At 67.4% G+C, this 15,172-nt stretch carries 10 protein-coding genes; 4 read left to right on the top strand and 6 right to left on the bottom strand.

The annotated features are described in order from the left end of the window. The first annotated feature begins 19 nt into the window (after positions 1–19). Together I6J77_RS00155 and I6J77_RS00150 are read left to right on the top strand one after the other, a co-directional pair. Positions 20–4,723, top strand: a complete 4,704-nt coding sequence (locus tag I6J77_RS00155; protein ID WP_204110084.1) for a glutamate synthase-related protein — start codon at positions 20–22, stop codon at positions 4,721–4,723. A gap of 16 nt (positions 4,724–4,739) precedes the next feature. After that, positions 4,740–6,185 carry a glutamate synthase subunit beta gene (locus tag I6J77_RS00150; protein WP_204110083.1) on the top strand — a complete coding sequence of 482 codons (1,446 nt, stop codon included), beginning with the start codon at positions 4,740–4,742 and terminating at the stop codon, positions 6,183–6,185. Between the two features lie 16 nt (positions 6,186–6,201). Here the strand turns inward: I6J77_RS00150 and I6J77_RS00145 are convergent, their stop codons facing one another. Beyond that, on the bottom strand, positions 6,202–9,666 hold the full coding sequence (locus I6J77_RS00145; protein WP_204110082.1) for a PAS domain-containing hybrid sensor histidine kinase/response regulator: 3,465 nt from the start codon (positions 9,664–9,666) through the stop codon (positions 6,202–6,204). An 80-nt stretch (positions 9,667–9,746) separates the two neighbouring features. On the opposite strand from I6J77_RS00145, the gene I6J77_RS00140 reads away from it, so the two are divergent. Both I6J77_RS00140 and I6J77_RS00135 read left to right on the top strand, forming a co-directional pair. After that, complete coding sequence (locus I6J77_RS00140) at positions 9,747–10,391, top strand: 4'-phosphopantetheinyl transferase superfamily protein (RefSeq protein ID WP_204110081.1); 645 nt, start codon at positions 9,747–9,749, stop codon at positions 10,389–10,391. Between the two features lie 106 nt (positions 10,392–10,497). Further along, a complete protein-coding gene (locus tag I6J77_RS00135; RefSeq protein ID WP_204110080.1) occupies positions 10,498–11,241 on the top strand; it encodes a pyridoxine 5'-phosphate synthase in 744 nt (247 codons plus the stop codon). Positions 11,242–11,326: 85 nt separating this feature from the next. Here I6J77_RS00135 and I6J77_RS00130 read toward each other — a convergent pair whose 3' ends face one another. The 5 genes from I6J77_RS00130 to I6J77_RS00110 all read right to left on the bottom strand — a co-directional run bounded on the left by I6J77_RS00130 (position 11,327) and on the right by I6J77_RS00110 (position 15,160). Beyond that, positions 11,327–11,731, bottom strand: a complete 405-nt coding sequence (locus tag I6J77_RS00130; protein ID WP_040673554.1) for a biopolymer transporter ExbD — start codon at positions 11,729–11,731, stop codon at positions 11,327–11,329. 6 nt (positions 11,732–11,737) lie between these two features. Further along, positions 11,738–12,160: a biopolymer transporter ExbD gene (locus I6J77_RS00125; protein ID WP_007809813.1), complete on the bottom strand. Its 423-nt coding sequence runs from the start codon at positions 12,158–12,160 to the stop codon at positions 11,738–11,740. 11 nt (positions 12,161–12,171) lie between these two features. Beyond that, positions 12,172–12,903, bottom strand: a complete 732-nt coding sequence (locus tag I6J77_RS00120; protein ID WP_007809815.1) for a MotA/TolQ/ExbB proton channel family protein — start codon at positions 12,901–12,903, stop codon at positions 12,172–12,174. Between the two features lie 97 nt (positions 12,904–13,000). After that, complete coding sequence (locus I6J77_RS00115; RefSeq protein ID WP_056716471.1) at positions 13,001–13,660, bottom strand: energy transducer TonB; 660 nt, start codon at positions 13,658–13,660, stop codon at positions 13,001–13,003. Between the two features lie 213 nt (positions 13,661–13,873). Then, the gene (locus tag I6J77_RS00110; RefSeq protein ID WP_239309094.1) at positions 13,874–15,160 is read right to left on the bottom strand and encodes a lipopolysaccharide assembly protein LapB; all 1,287 of its coding nucleotides are present in this window, start codon (positions 15,158–15,160) and stop codon (positions 13,874–13,876) included. Positions 15,161–15,172: the final 12 nt, after the last annotated feature.

The raw sequence follows: 15,172 nt of genomic DNA, 5'->3' as shown, positions 1-15,172 counted from the left end.
TGCCCGTGGAGGGGAGTCAATGGATCAGCCGCAGGCCCAGGGTCTGTACGACCCGCGCAACGAACACGACGCCTGCGGCGTGGGCTTTGTCGCCCATATCAAGGGCCGCAAAAGCCACGCGATCATCGAGCAGGGCCTGCTGATCCTGCGCAATCTCGATCATCGCGGCGCGGTCGGCGCCGATGCGCTGATGGGTGATGGCGCCGGCATCCTGATCCAGATTCCCGACCAGTTCTATCGCGAGGAAATGGCCGCCCGGGACATCGTGCTGCCGCCACCGGGCGAGTACGGCGTGGGCATGGTGTTCCTGCCCCGCGAGCAGGCGTCGCGGCTGGCCTGCCAGCAGGAACTGGAACGCGCGGTGCGAGCCGAGGGCCAGCAGGTGCTGGGCTGGCGCGACGTGCGGGTGGACGCCACGATGCCGATGTCGCCCACCGTGCGGGGGCGCGAGCCGGTGATCCGGCAGATCTTCATCGGCCGCGGCCCGGACGTGATGGTGCCCGACGCGCTGGAACGCAAGCTGTACGTGATCCGCAAGACCTCCAGCCACGCAATCCGCGCGCTGGGCCTGAAGTACGGCAAGGAATACTTCGTGCCGTCGATGTCCACCCGCACCGTGGTCTACAAGGGCCTGCTGCTGGCCGACCAGGTCGGCCAGTACTACCTCGACCTGGCCGACCCGCGCACGGTGTCGGCGCTGGCGATGGTGCACCAGCGCTTCTCCACCAACACCTTTCCCGCCTGGGAACTGGCCCATCCGTACCGGATGATCGCCCACAACGGCGAGATCAACACGGTCAAGGGCAACGTCAACTGGATCAACGCGCGCACCGGCGCGATCTCCTCGCCGGTGCTCGGCGACGACCTGGCCAAGCTGTGGCCGCTGATCTACCCGGGCCAGTCCGACACCGCCTCGTTCGACAACTGCCTCGAACTGCTGACGATGGCCGGCTACCCGCTGTCGCACGCGATGATGATGATGATTCCCGAGGCGTGGGAACGGCACACCCTGATGGACGACAACCATCGCGCGTTCTACGAGTACCACGCCGCGATGATGGAGCCGTGGGACGGACCGGCGGCGATCACCTTCACCGACGGCCGCCAGGTCGGCGCCACGCTGGATCGCAACGGCCTGCGCCCGGCGCGCTACCTGATCACCGACGACGACCTGGTGATCCTGGCTTCCGAAGCCGGCGTGCTGCCGGTGGCCGAATCGCGCATCGTGAAGAAGTGGCGGCTGCAGCCGGGCAAGATGCTGCTGATCGACATGGAAGCCGGGCGGATCATCGACGACCAGGAACTGAAGGACCAGCTCGCCAACGCCAAGCCGTACAAGCAGTGGATCGAGCACATCCGGATCAAGCTGGACGCGTTGCCCGAGCCCCGCGCCGAGGCGCGCCTGGGCGACGACCTGCTCGATCGCCAGCAGGCGTTCGGCTACACCCAGGAAGACCTGAAATTCCAGCTGCTGCCGATGGCGCTGGACGGCCAGGAAGCGATCGGCGCGATGGGCAACGACGCGCCGCTGGCGGTGCTGTCCGATTGCGACAAGTCGCTGTACAGCTATTTCCGCCAGCTGTTCGCCCAGGTCACCAACCCCTCGATCGACCCGATCCGCGAACAGCTGGTGATGTCGCTGGTGTCCTTCATCGGGCCCAAGCCAAACCTGCTGGACATCAACAACATCAACCCGCCGCTGCGACTGGAAGTGCAGCAGCCGGTGCTGGATTTCGCCGAGATGGCGAAGATCCGCAAGATCGGCCGCTACTCCAAGGGCAAGTTCCGCAGCTTCGAACTGGACATCACCTATCCGGCAAGCTGGGGCAAGCAGGGCATCGAGGCGCGCCTGGCCTCGCTGTGCGCGCAGGCGGTGGATGCGATCGGCCAGGGCCACAACATCCTGGTGGTGTCCGACCGCCACGCCGACCGCGAGCGCGTGGCGATCCCGGCCCTGCTGGCCACTTCGGCCGTCCATCTGCACCTGGTCAACCGCGGCCTGCGCACCAGCACCGGCCTGGTGGTGGAGACCGGCTCGGCGCGCGAGGTGCATCACTTCGCCCTGCTCGCCGGCTACGGCGCCGAGGCGATCCACCCCTACCTGGCGATGGAGGTGCTGGCGCAGCAGTTCGCCGCCAGCCCGGGCGGGGTCAGCGCCGACAAGGCGATCCACAACTACATCAAGGCGATCGACAAGGGCTTGCAGAAGGTGATGTCCAAGATGGGCATCTCGACCTACATGTCCTACACCGGTGCGCAGATCTTCGAGGCGGTGGGCCTCAGCCGCGAGCTGGTCGACGGCTACTTCACCGGCACCACCTCGAACATCGAGGGCATCGGCCTGTTCGAGGTGGCCGAGGAGGCCTTGCGCCAGCACCGGGCGGCCTGGGGCGACGACCCGCTGCTGGCCGACGCGCTCGACGTGGGCGGCGAGTACGCCTGGCGCACGCGCGGCGACGAGCACATGTGGACGCCGGACTCGATCGCCAAGCTGCAGCACGCCACCCGCGCCAACAGCCCCGGCACCTACCAGGAATACGCGCAGCTGATCAACGACCAGACCCGCCGCCACATGACGCTGCGCGGGCTGTTCGAGTTCCGCATCGATCCGGCGGCGGCGATTCCGCTGGACGAGGTGGAACCGGCCAGGGAGATCGTCAAGCGCTTCGCCACCGGCGCGATGTCGCTGGGCTCGATCTCCACCGAGGCGCACGCCACGCTGGCGGTGGCGATGAACCGGATCGGCGGCAAGTCCAACACCGGCGAAGGCGGCGAGGACGAGGCGCGCTACCGCGACGAATTGCGCGGCATCGCGATTCAGTCCGGCGACACCCTGGCCAGCGTGATCGGCGCGCAGCACATCGAAAGCGACATCGCGCTGGAAGCCGGCGATTCGCTGCGCTCGCGGATCAAGCAGGTGGCCTCGGGCCGCTTCGGCGTCACCGCGGCGTACCTGGTCTCGGCCGACCAGATCCAGATCAAGGTATCGCAGGGCGCCAAGCCCGGCGAGGGCGGTCAGCTGCCCGGCCACAAGGTGTCCGAATACATCGCGCGGCTGCGCTTCTCGGTGCCCGGCGTGGGCCTGATCTCGCCGCCGCCGCACCACGACATCTATTCGATCGAGGATCTGGCCCAGCTGATCCACGACCTGAAGAACTGCAATCCGCAGGCCTCGATCTCGGTGAAGCTGGTGTCCGAGATCGGCGTGGGCACGGTCGCCGCGGGCGTGGCCAAGTCCAAGGCCGACCACGTGGTGATCGCCGGCCACGACGGCGGCACCGGCGCCTCGCCGTGGTCGTCGATCAGGCACGCCGGCACGCCATGGGAACTGGGCCTGGCCGAGACCCAGCAGACCCTGGTGCTGAACCGGTTGCGCGGACGCATCCGGGTGCAGGCGGACGGCCAGATGAAGACCGGCCGCGACGTGGTGATCGGTGCGTTGCTGGGCGCCGACGAGTTCGGCTTCGCCACCGCGCCGCTGGTGGTGGAAGGCTGCATCATGATGCGCAAATGCCACCTCAACACCTGCCCGGTTGGCGTGGCCACGCAGGACCCGGTGCTGCGCCGGAAGTTTGCCGGCAAGCCCGAACACGTGGTGAATTTCTTCTTCTTCGTCGCCGAGGAAGCGCGGCAAATCATGGCCCAGCTGGGCATCCGCCGCTTCGACGACCTGGTCGGCCGCGCCGACCTGCTCGACGTGCGCCAGGGCATCGCGCACTGGAAGGCGCGCGGGCTGGATTTCTCGCGGGTGTTCCATCGCCCCGAGGTGCCCGCCGAGGTCGCCCGCCGCCACGTGGAATCGCAGGACCACGGCCTGGAGAAAGGCGGCAAGGCGCTCGACCACGTGCTGATCGAGAAGGCCCGCGCCGCGCTGGAGCAGGGCGAGAAGACCAGCTTCATGCTCGGCGTGCGCAACGTGAACCGCACCGTGGGCACCATGCTGTCCGGCGAAGTGGCACGGCGCTACGGCCACGCCGGCCTGCCCGACGACACCATCCACGTGCAGTTGTCCGGCGTCGCCGGGCAGAGTTTCGGCGCGTTCCTGGCCCGCGGCATCACCCTCGACCTGGTCGGCGAAGGCAACGACTACGTGGGCAAGGGCCTGTCCGGCGGCCGCATCATCGTGCGCTCGCCGAACGACTTCCACGGCTTCGGCCCGGAGCACATCATCGCGGGCAACACCGTGCTGTACGGCGCCACCGAGGGCGAGGCGCATTTCAACGGCGTCGCCGGCGAACGCTTCGCCGTGCGCAATTCCGGCGCCAGCGCGGTGGTCGAAGGCGTCGGCGACCACGGCTGCGAGTACATGACCGGCGGCACCGTGGTGGTGCTGGGCGATACCGGGCGCAACTTCGCGGCGGGAATGTCCGGCGGCGTGGCGTACGTGTACGACCCGCGCGGCGTGTTCGAGCGCAAGTGCAACCTCGCCATGGTGGCGCTGGAGCCGGTGCTTGCCGGCGTGGAGCAGGAGGTCCGCGTGCCGCCGCATCACTGGCATGCCGTTTCGCGCGGTGCGCCGCGGGCCACCGACGAGGCGATCCTGCGCCAGTTGATCGAGGCGCATTTCCGCCACACCGGCAGCTTCCGCGCCAAGGACATCCTGCACGACTGGCAAAGCGCCCGCGCGCGTTTCGTCAAGGTGATGCCGCACGAATACCGGCGCGCACTGGGCGATGCGAACGCCGCGCCCGCCACGGCATCCACCGCGAAGGCCACGGCCTGAGGCCAGGGGAAGACAGATGGGCAAGATCACCGGCTTTCTCGACTATCCGCGGCTCAGCGAAACCAGCGAGGCGCCCGCGCAGCGCAAGAAGCACTGGCGCGAGTTCATCCGCCATCTGGGCGACGCCGACGCGTCGACCCAGGCCGCCCGCTGCATGGATTGCGGCATCCCGTTCTGCCACAACGGCTGCCCCGTCAACAACCTGATCCCCGACTTCAACGAGCTGGTCCACCAGCAGGACTGGCGGCGCGCGCTCGAGGTGCTGCACTCGACCAACAACTTCCCCGAGTTCACCGGGCGGATCTGTCCGGCGCCGTGCGAATCGGCGTGCACGCTGAACATCAACAGCGAGGCGGTGGGCATCAAGTCGATCGAGCACAAGATCATCGACAAGGGCTGGGAAGAAGGCTGGGTCACCGCGCAACCGGCGGCGCGGCCCAGCGGCAGGAGCGTCGCGGTGGTCGGCTCCGGACCGGCCGGACTGGCCGCCGCGCAGCAGCTGGCGCGGGCGGGACATGCGGTGACGGTGTTCGAGAAGAACGATCGCATCGGCGGCCTGCTGCGCTATGGCATCCCCGATTTCAAGCTGGACAAGATGCTGATCGATCGCCGCGTGGAGCAGCTGCGGGGCGAAGGCGTACAGTTCCGCACCGGCGTTTTCGTGGGCGATGCCGCCGCGGAAGGAGCCGGCGAGACGATCACGCCCGATCAGCTGAAGCAGGATTTCGACGCGGTGGTGATCGCCGGCGGCGCCGAGACGCCGCGCGACCTGCCGGTGCCCGGTCGCGAACTGAACGGCGTGCATTTCGCGATGGACTTCCTGCCGCAGCAGAACAAGATGGTCGCCGGCGACCGGCTCGACCGGCAGATCCTGGCCACCGCGAAGAACGTGGTGGTGATCGGCGGCGGCGACACCGGCTCGGATTGCGTGGGCACCTCCAACCGCCACGGTGCCGCGTCGGTGACCCAGTTCGAGCTGCTGCCGCAACCGCCGGTGCAGGAGAACAAGCCGCTGGTGTGGCCGTACTGGCCGATCCGTCTGCGCACTTCGAGCTCGCACGAGGAAGGCTGCCAGCGCGACTGGGCGGTGGCCACCAAGTGTTTCAACGACGACGGCGCGGGCAACGTGCGCAGCCTCACCGCGGTGCGGCTGGAGTGGAAGGACGGCCGGATGACCGAGATCGCCGGCAGCGAATTCGAGGTGCCTGCCGGGCTGGTGCTGCTGGCGATGGGTTTCGTCTCGCCGCTGCAGCATGTGCTGGACGCGTTCGGCGTGGAGAAGGACGCCCGCGGCAACGCCAGGGCCGGCACCGACGACTACCGCACCAGCGTCGACCAGGTGTTCGCCGCCGGCGACATGCGGCGCGGGCAGTCGCTGGTGGTGTGGGCGATTCGCGAAGGCCGCCAGTGCGCTCGTGCGGTCGACGAGTACCTGATGGGCGGTTCGCTGCTGCCGCGCTGAGCTGGCTGAAGCCTGCTCAGTGCTGGCCGCGTAACGGCGCAGCCAGCAGCGCGCGCAGGGCCGCCGGCTTCACCGGCTTGTGCAACAGCGGATAGCCCAGCGCCCGCGCCCGCTGCTTCAGCTCGCTGCTGCCGTCGGCGGTGATGATCGCCGCCGGCGGCATCTGCACCACCGCGTCGCGCAGTTGCTGCAGGGCCTGCAGGCCATCGACATCGTTGGCCAGGTGGTAGTCGGCGAGGATCAGGTCGATCGGGCCACGCCGCAGTTCGGCCCGCGCCTGGTCCACGTCGACCGCGGTGCGGCAGTCGATGCCCCAGCGCCCGAGCAGCGCGCGCATGCCATCGAGGATCGACTCGTCGTTGTCCAGGCACAGCACGGTCAGCGGCAGCTGCGTGTCCGGGCCGCTGCGCGCCACGCGCCGACGCCGCATCGGCACGCTTTCATTGCGTGGCACGCTCACCGCGAAACGGCTGCCATGCTGCACGCGTGAGTCGAGGTCCAGGCGATGGCCGAGGATGCCGGCCAGCCGGTCGCAGATCGACAAGCCCAGGCCCAGGCCCTTCTCGCCCCACGGCGACGGCTGCTCCAGGCGCTGGAACTCGTCGAAGATCCGCGCCCGCTGCTCCGGCGGAATCCCCGGCCCGGTGTCCCACACCTCGATGCGCACCTGGTCGCCGAGCCGGCGCGCGCCCAGCAGCACGCCGCCGTGGCGCGTGTAGCGCAAGGCATTGGACAGGAAGTTCTGCAGGATCCGCCGCAACAGCTGGGGATCGCTGCGCACGGCCAGTCGCGTCGGCGCCACGCGCAGGCGCAGGTCGCGCTGTTCGGCCACCACGGCGAACTGCGCCTTCAGCGAATCGAACAGGTCGGCCAGCGCAAAGCCCGACACGTCGGGACGATAGCTGCCGGTGTCCAGGCGCGAGGTGTCGAGCAGTGCGTCCAGCAGGTCCTCGGCCGCGCGGAACGAGGCATCGATGCGTTCGGCCAGCTGTTCGGCCTCGCTGTCCAGCCCCGGATGCTGGCGCAGCGCCGAGGTGAACAGTCGCGCGGCATTCAGCGGCTGCAGCAGGTCGTGGCTGGCGGCAGCGAGGAAGCGCGTCTTGGAAATGTTCGCCGCCTCGGCCGCACGACGCGCCTGGGCGGTGGCCACCAGCGCTTCGGACAGTTCGGCGGTGCGCTGCTCCACGCGCAGCTCCAGCGTCTCGTTGGCTTCCATCAGCGCCTGCTCGGCATTCTTGTAGGCGGTCACGTCGGTATAGGTGGTCACGTAGCCGCCGCCGGGCAATGCACGGCCGTGCATCTCGATCACCGTGCCGTCCGGCCGGATGCGCTGGAACAGGTGCGAGGAACCGGCGCGCATGTAGTCGATGCGTTTGGCCACATGGCCGTCCACTTCGCCGGGACCGCACTCGCCCAGCTCAGCGTTCCAGCGGATCAGCTCGGCCACCGGCACGCCGACGTGGACCATGCCGTCGGGATAGTCGAACAGCTCCAGGTAGCGCCGGTTCCATGCCACCAGGCGCATGCTGGCGTCGACCACGCTGATGCCCTGCGACACGTTTTCCAGCGTGGTGGACAACAGCTCGCGGTTGAAGCGCAGTTCCTGCGAGGCTTCGTCCAGCAGCGCCATCGACTCGGCCAGGTCCAGCCCGCTGCCGGAGAGCGCGCTGATCAGGATGCGCCGCGCATTCGCCGCGCCGACGGCCGAGGCGAGCAGGCGTTCGGTGAACTGGATCAGCGCGCGATCCGCGGCGGCGCCGGGCAGCAGCGGCTTGTCCAGGCGGTGGCCGTACTCCTCGAACGCGCGCGCGCTGCTGCGCTCGCCGACGATGCGTTCGGCGATCGTGCGCAGGTCCGCCACCACCACGCGGCCACGCCAGTCGCCCGCGCCGCTGCGACTGGCCGGATCGGCATCCATGAACACCGCCGCGTGCAGGCGCTCCTCCAGGCTGGGCCGGAAGCGCAGCGAGACGAACACCAGGCAGCCGACGTTGACCAGCAGCGACCAGAACGTGCCGTGCATCACCGGTTCCCAGCCGCTGAGGTGGAACAGCGCCTGCGGACGCAGCCAGTCCCAGCCGAACGGACCGTGCTGCAGCCACTGGTCCGAGCGGATCAGCGCCGGCAGCAGCAGGGTGTAGACCCATACGATGAAGCCGCCGGCCAGGCCCACCACCACGCCACGACGGCTGGCGCCGCGCCAGTACATCGCGGCGACCAGGGCCGGGGCGAACTGCGCCACCGCGGCGAATGCCAGCAGTCCGGTGGCGGCCAGGTTCTCCGCATTGGCGGCGACGCGGTAGTACGCGTAGGCCATCGCCGCCAGCAGGATGATCGCGATTCGCCGCACGCCCAGCACCAGCTGCGACAGGTCGCTGCGATGTTCCAGCCGCAGGCGGCGGATGCGCAGCAGGGCCGGCATCACCAGGTCGTTGCTGATCATCGTGGACAATGCCACCGCCGCCACGATCACCATGCCGGTGGCGGCCGAGAATCCGCCCACGAAGGCCAGCAGGGCCATGCCCCGATCGCCGTGCGACAGCGGCAGGGTCAGCACCCACGCGTCAGCCGCGCCGTCGCGCACCAGCGGCATGTGCGCGCCGGCCGCCACGATCGGCAGCACCGCGAGGCTGACGATCACCAGGTACAGCGGCACCATCCAGCGCGCGCGGCTGAGATCGCTGGCGTCCTCGCATTCGACCATGCCGATCTGGAACTGGCGCGGCAGGCAGAACATCGCGCAGAAGGCCAGCATCGTCTGGGCCATGAAGCCGGGGCTCAGTCCGTGACTCAGTTGGGCCATCGGCGGCTGCACGGTGCCGAGCAGGCCGGGGCCACGCCACAGCGCGTAGCCCGCCAGCGCCACGAAGGCGAACAGCTTGATCAGCGATTCCAGCGCGATCGCCAGCATCAGGCCATGGTGGTGCTCGGTCGCATCGATGCTGCGCGTGCCGAACAGGATCGCGAACAGGGCCAGCAGCACGGCACACCACATCGCGCTGTCGATCCCGCCCGCCTTCATCGCACCGAATGCCGCGCCGCCCAGCACGCCGTACGACATCGCCACGGCCTTGAACTGCAGCGCGATGTACGGCACCACCGCGATCACCGCGATCACCGCGACCAGCGCCGCCAGCCCGTGCGACTTGCCGAAGCGCGCGCCGATGAAGTCGGCGATCGACGTGATGTTGCGCTGCCTGACCACCTGCACCAGCCGACGCAGCAGGCCGAAACCGAACACGTACAGCAGGATCGGGCCCAGATAGATCGGCAGATAGGCCAGGCCGTCGCGCGCGGCCGTGCCCACGGCGCCGTAGAACGTCCACGACGAACAATAGACGGCTAGCGCCAGGCTGTAGACGATCGGGCGCAGGCGCGGCTGACGCGGATACAGCGGTCGCCGGTCGCCCGCGTAGGCCACCACGAACAGCAGCCCCACGTAGAGCAGCGACACCAGCAGCAGCAGCCAGCCCTGGATCAAGCCAATCTCCCCCGGCAGATGGGCGGCGCAGCGGGCGATCCGCGCTTGTGCCCCGGCGGGCCGGACGGCACCATGCCCTGATGATCGCCCCGCCCGAACTCGTGCTTGCCAACGTAGCAGAGGCCCTGCGCGATGACGAGATTCATGTGTGGCGAGTGCACTACCGACAGGCGCTGGGACGGAAGCCGCTGCGCACGGTGCTTGCCGCCTATCTCGATGTCAGCCTGGAACGGGTGGCGCTGGTGGATGGCGAGCATGGCCGTCCCGCGCTGGGCGCGTTCCACGATCAGTCGCTGGGCTTCAACTGGTCGCACAGCGGTGATCAGGCGCTGATAGCGGTGGGACGGAACGTGGCGCCCGGGATCGACCTCGAGCGCGCGCGACCGCGCCAGCGCAGTCTGGAGATTGCCCGGCGCTTCTTCAGCGCCGACGAAGCGGCAGCCCTGGCGGCGCAGCCGGCGGCGGCGCGCGACGCGGCCTTTCTGGAACTGTGGACGGCCAAGGAGGCCGTGGTGAAGGCGCTGGGACGCGGCATCGCGTTCGGGCTCGACCGCTTCAGCGTCACCAGCGATGCCGGACAGCTGCGCCTGCGACACCTTCAAGGTGACGACGTCGACGCCTGGCAACTGCGCCGGCTCGAGCTGGACACCGGCCTGGTCGCGGCACTGGCGTGGCGGGGGGACGAGCGCCGGATACGGTTCGGGACGCTTGCCAGCAGCGAGTGATCGGTGCACTGTTTCCGGTCGATCGACGGCCACGTATCGGCCGTCGGCCGCCTCGCCCGATCGTCCTTGCGATAGCCTTTCATCCCCAGCGGATTGCCGGAACGCCATGACCCTGCTCAGCGTCAACCTCAACAAGATCGCGGTGCTGCGCAATTCGCGCGGCGGCGACGAACCGGACATCTGCCGTGCCGCGCAAACCTGCATCGACGCGGGCTGCGGCGGCATTACCGTCCATCCCCGGCCCGATCAGCGCCATGTGCGCCCACACGACGTGCGGGCGCTCGCCGCGATGCTGCGCGGACGGGTCGAATACAACATCGAAGGCAACCCGTTTGCCGGCGCGCGGGGAGACTATCCGGGCCTGGTCGAACTGGCCCGCGAAGTGCGTCCCACCCAGGTGACCCTGGTTCCCGATGGCGATGGCCAGATCACCTCCGATCACGGCTTCGACCTGCGCCGGGACATTGCGCAGCTGCGTCCGCTGGTGGGCGAGTTGTGCGATCTCGGCTGCCGGGTCAGCCTGTTCGTCGACGCCGGCAGCCAGGATTTCGATCTGGCCGCGGTGATCGGGGTACAGCGCATCGAGATCTACACCGGACCCTACGCCCAGGCTTTTGCCGACGGCGAGCCCGCCACGGTGCTGGCCGCTTGTGCGGACACCGCGCGGCGCGCGCAACAGGCCGGGCTGGCCGTGAACGCTGGGCACGATCTCAGCCAGGCGAACCTGGGCACCTTCCGCGCCGCGATTCCCGGCCTGGCCGAGGTGTCCATCGGACACGCACTGATTGGCGAGGCCTTGTACGAGGGACTTGCCACCACCGTGCGCAACTACCTGCAGATCCTGCGCTGACACCGTTCCGACAAACCGTCACGCCAACAAAAACCCCCGCACGGGGCGGGGGTCTTGTCTGTTGCATGCTGCCGAGGCAGCCCGATCAGAAGTCTTCGGTGAAGCCGATCTTGACCAGGTTGTAGCTCTTCGCATCCGCCAGCACGCGGGCCACGTGCTCATAGGCCACGCCGTCGGCTGCCGCGATCTGGATCTCCGGCTGATTGCTCTGCTGCGCGATCACTGCCAGCTGGGCTTTCAGGCCGAGTTCGTCGACCGGGGTGTCATTCCAATACAGCGCGCCGGCCTGATCGATCTTCAGATGAATCGGATCGAGCGGATTGGTCGGCGGCGGATTGTTCACGTTCGGCTGCGGCAGGTCGACCTGGATCTTGTGGGCCAGCACCGGCGCCGTGATCATGAAGATGATCAGCAGGACCAGCATCACGTCGACCAGCGGCGTGACGTTGATCTCCGACATCGGACCTGTTGTCTTGGTAGTGAAAGCCATCTCAGGTCACCCCTTCGGCGCGTCAGTGGTCATGAAGGCGACATGCACCATGCCGGAATCCTTCGTGTCGCCGATGATCTTCTTCACGATCTTGAACTCGGTGCCCTTGTCCGCGCGGATCTGCAGCTCCGGCTGGGGCGACTTCTGGGCGTTCACCGCCAGAAGCGACCTCAGCTCGGCTTCCGTGACCGCATGGTCATTGAAGTACATGCTGCCGTCCTGCTTGACCGCCAGATCCAGGGGCGGAACCACCATTTCCGGTTCCTTGGTCTTTGGATTGGCGGTAGGCAGGTCGATCGTGATGGAGTGCGACATCAGTGGTGCGGTGATCATGAAGATGATCAGCAGAACCAGCATCACGTCGACCAGCGGCGTGACGTTGATTTCCGACATCGGACCGCCGGAATTGCCTCCAGTGCTCATCGCCATGGGTCAATCCCTCACTTCGAGCTGTCGACGCGCGAACCGGTAGCGAAGAAGTCGTGCAGGTCGTGTGCGAATTCGTCGAAGCGGGCGTAGGTCAGGCGGTTCGAGCGGCTGAAGAAGTTGTACGCGAACAGCGCCGGGATAGCAGCGAACAGACCGAAGGCGGTCATGATCAGCGCCTCACCGACCGGGCCGGCCACGGCGTTCATCGAGGCGTTGCCCGAAGCGGCGATGCGGATCAGCGCGTGGTAGATGCCCCACACCGTACCGAGCAGACCGACGAACGGAGCCGCCGAACCGACGGTGGCGAGCAGGGTCATGCCGCCTTCCAGACGCAGGCTCTCGCGAGCCACGGCCTGACGCAGGGCGCGATCGATGAACTCCGAACGGCTCAGCGACTCGGCCAGACGACCGGTGGTGCCGGCAGCCGCGGTGGCCTGCTGGTGATGGGCAACCGCCGAGGCGGCGTCCAGCGCAATCTTCGAGAACGGCTCGCTGCGCGGCTGCGCCTCGAGTTCGCGGATCGCGTCCTGGGTGGAACCGTTGCCCCAGAAGCCGTCGATGACCTTGTCGGCGCGAGCGCGGACGGTGGCGTTGCGGATGCCGTTGGCGATGATGAAGTACCACGACAGGAACGACATCACGACCAGGGTCACGAAGACGACCCAGCCGAGCCAGTCGAAGTTCTGGATAAGGTTGTCGAAGCCCATCTGCTTCATGGCTTCGGCGTTGGTATTGCCACCCATGGCCTGTGCGGCATCGGTCGTTGCAGGAGTCTGTAGGAACATAACGCTACCCTAGGGAAGTCAAGCGTGAACTGTAACTGTAACCGGGTGGATCCGGTTACAGCTGGCTGAGATTGAAGTTGACGGGAACGCGGGCGTACCCCTCGACTTTTTGTCCATTTCGAATCGTTGGATTGAAGCGCCAACGACGTGCGGCATCCATGGCGGCACGATCGAGTTCGTGGTAACCGCTGGACCGGTCGATCTTGATGTCCTTCGGCGAACCATCCACGCCCACCAGGATCATCAGCACCACCGTACCTTCATGCCGTTGGCGGATCGCCTGCGGCGGGTACTTCGGCTGAAGCCTGCTGTTGTAGCTGAGATCCGAACTGGCCGTGATGTCCGACGGCGGCGCCGGTGGAGCAGGCGGCGCCGGCGGCGGCGCCGGGGTCGCGTTCGCCGAGACTTCTTCCACCGGAGGTGGCGGGGTCGGCGGCGGCGGCGTCGGTGGCGGCACCACCTGCTTGATGACCTTCGGTGGCGGCTGCTTCGGCGGCTCCGGCGGCGGCGGCGGCGGTGGCGGCGGCGGCGGCGGCGGTTCGATGAAGTTCACCTGGACGATGCGTTCCTTCTCCTTGTGGTTCTGATGCGGTGGTGCCATCGGCGCCACGATCAACAGGAACGCAAACGCGTGCAGCCCAATAGCTACAGCCAATGCCCAGGTGCGCTTCCAACTGAATGGCTCGCGCCCGATTTCTTCGTTACTTGAGGCCATCTGTCACTAGTCTGGAGCTGATCAATCGGAAGAGAACGTTGCCGCAGGGCTTGGCCCGGATCCGTCTGATGTCTGGACGGAGCCGGAGAGAACTTGCCACTGGGGAGACGCAGGGGAAGGTTTCAACGTTACAACAGCACATGGCTTTTGTATAGCGCTGCGGGGCGGATTGGCGGCCATTCCATCCCGCAGCTTGCCATGATCTTTCCGCTTTCAGCCGGCACCGGCCTTCTGCAGCCAGGCCTTGGCCTTCGCGGCGGTTTCCGGATCCTGCGCGGCCTTTTTCATGGCCGCGATTGCAGCGGGCTTGTTCTTCATGCCGCGCTCGCTTTCGGCCAGGATCATGTAGGCCTTGCCCTTCTCCTTGACACCCTTGTCGAGGGCGGTCTGCACCAGGGTCCTGGCCTGCTTGTACTTGCTCTCGCTGAGCATCAGGCGGCTGGCACGGAGCGCGGGTTCGCCGTCGCTGGCGAGCGGCTGGGCTTTCGCGTAGTAGCCGACGGCGTTGTCGATCTTGTTGCCGATCTCGGCGGCCTGACCGAGCAGCACATAGGTTTCCGCTGTCGGCTTGACCACACCCTTGCTCATGCCTTCTTCCAGGGCCTGTGCAGCCTTGGCCGCATTCGGGCCAGGGTCCGCGCTTTCCTGGCCGGTGATCAGGTACAGCTTGGCAAGGTTCACGTAATGCGATTCCTTGGTCAGCGTACCGGCCGCACGAGCCTTCTCCATCAGCTGGATCGCTTCGGGATACTTGTGCGCCTGCATCAACACGGCCACGGCGTTGTTCAGCGCATTGGGGTCAGTCGGGTTCGAATTGAGCTGATCGGTCGCCAGCGCGGCCGCCTTGTCGTCCTGGCCGGATTCGGCGTAGCTGGCCATCAGGAGCTGGTCCCAGCTCGGCTCGGCCTTGGTGCTCAGCGACTTGGCCTTGGTGATCGCGGCGATCGCCTCGGGATACTTGGCAAGACGGTAATACGCGTTGCCCTCGAGCGCGTAGGAATCGGCGGTTTCCTTCTTGCCTTCCGCGCGCCACTTCGTGATCGTGTCGAGCGCGGCCTGGTACTGCTCGTCGGCCATCTGGAACTGGGCGAGCATGTACTGGAGCTGGAAATAGGTATCGTTCGGCAGCAGGCCGACGGCCAACGAGCGCTGCAGCAGGCTGATCGCCCCCTTCACGTCCTGGTTGTTGTAGGCGAGGTTGGCCAGCCCCTGGAGAGCGAGGCCTTGCGCATATTTGCTCTTGCTGTGGTCGACGATCGGCTGCAGGAGTTCCTGGGCCTTGGCCTTGTCGCCTGCGTTGACCGCGTCCAGACCCTCGCTGAGGTTCTTCTGGTCCTTCTCGCTGGTCAGGTCGAGTTTCGGCTCCTTGCGACTGGTGTCGGGATAAAGCACTTCCTTCTTTGGCGTGTCCTCGTGCTTGCGCGCCAGAACCGGGCTGCTGGCAAGGCCGAGCAACAGTGCCGCACTCGCCAGCATGGTCAATCCACGGACATGCTTCATGGTGATCCTCGT

It is taken from the genome of Rhodanobacter sp. FDAARGOS 1247 (assembly GCF_016889805.1).
GTDB lineage: Bacteria > Pseudomonadota > Gammaproteobacteria > Xanthomonadales > Rhodanobacteraceae > Rhodanobacter.
Note: the sequence above shows the minus strand (reverse complement) of the source record. Positions and strands in the feature narration are given on the sequence as shown.

Excerpts from the sequence above, each read along its gene's own strand:
- I6J77_RS00155 (WP_204110084.1), top strand. The coding sequence starts at position 20 with ATGGATCAGCCGCAGGCCCAGGGTCTGTACGACCCGCGCAACGAACAC.
- I6J77_RS00125 (WP_007809813.1), bottom strand. The coding sequence starts at position 12,160 with ATGGCGATGAGCACTGGAGGCAATTCCGGCGGTCCGATGTCGGAAATC.
- I6J77_RS00115 (WP_056716471.1), bottom strand. The coding sequence starts at position 13,660 with ATGGCCTCAAGTAACGAAGAAATCGGGCGCGAGCCATTCAGTTGGAAG.
- I6J77_RS00110 (WP_239309094.1), bottom strand. The coding sequence starts at position 15,160 with ATGAAGCATGTCCGTGGATTGACCATGCTGGCGAGTGCGGCACTGTTG.
- I6J77_RS00150 (WP_204110083.1), top strand. The coding sequence starts at position 4,740 with ATGGGCAAGATCACCGGCTTTCTCGACTATCCGCGGCTCAGCGAAACC.
- I6J77_RS00130 (WP_040673554.1), bottom strand. The coding sequence starts at position 11,731 with ATGGCTTTCACTACCAAGACAACAGGTCCGATGTCGGAGATCAACGTC.
- I6J77_RS00135 (WP_204110080.1), top strand. The coding sequence starts at position 10,498 with ATGACCCTGCTCAGCGTCAACCTCAACAAGATCGCGGTGCTGCGCAAT.
- I6J77_RS00120 (WP_007809815.1), bottom strand. The coding sequence starts at position 12,903 with ATGGGTGGCAATACCAACGCCGAAGCCATGAAGCAGATGGGCTTCGAC.
- I6J77_RS00140 (WP_204110081.1), top strand. The coding sequence starts at position 9,747 with ATGATCGCCCCGCCCGAACTCGTGCTTGCCAACGTAGCAGAGGCCCTG.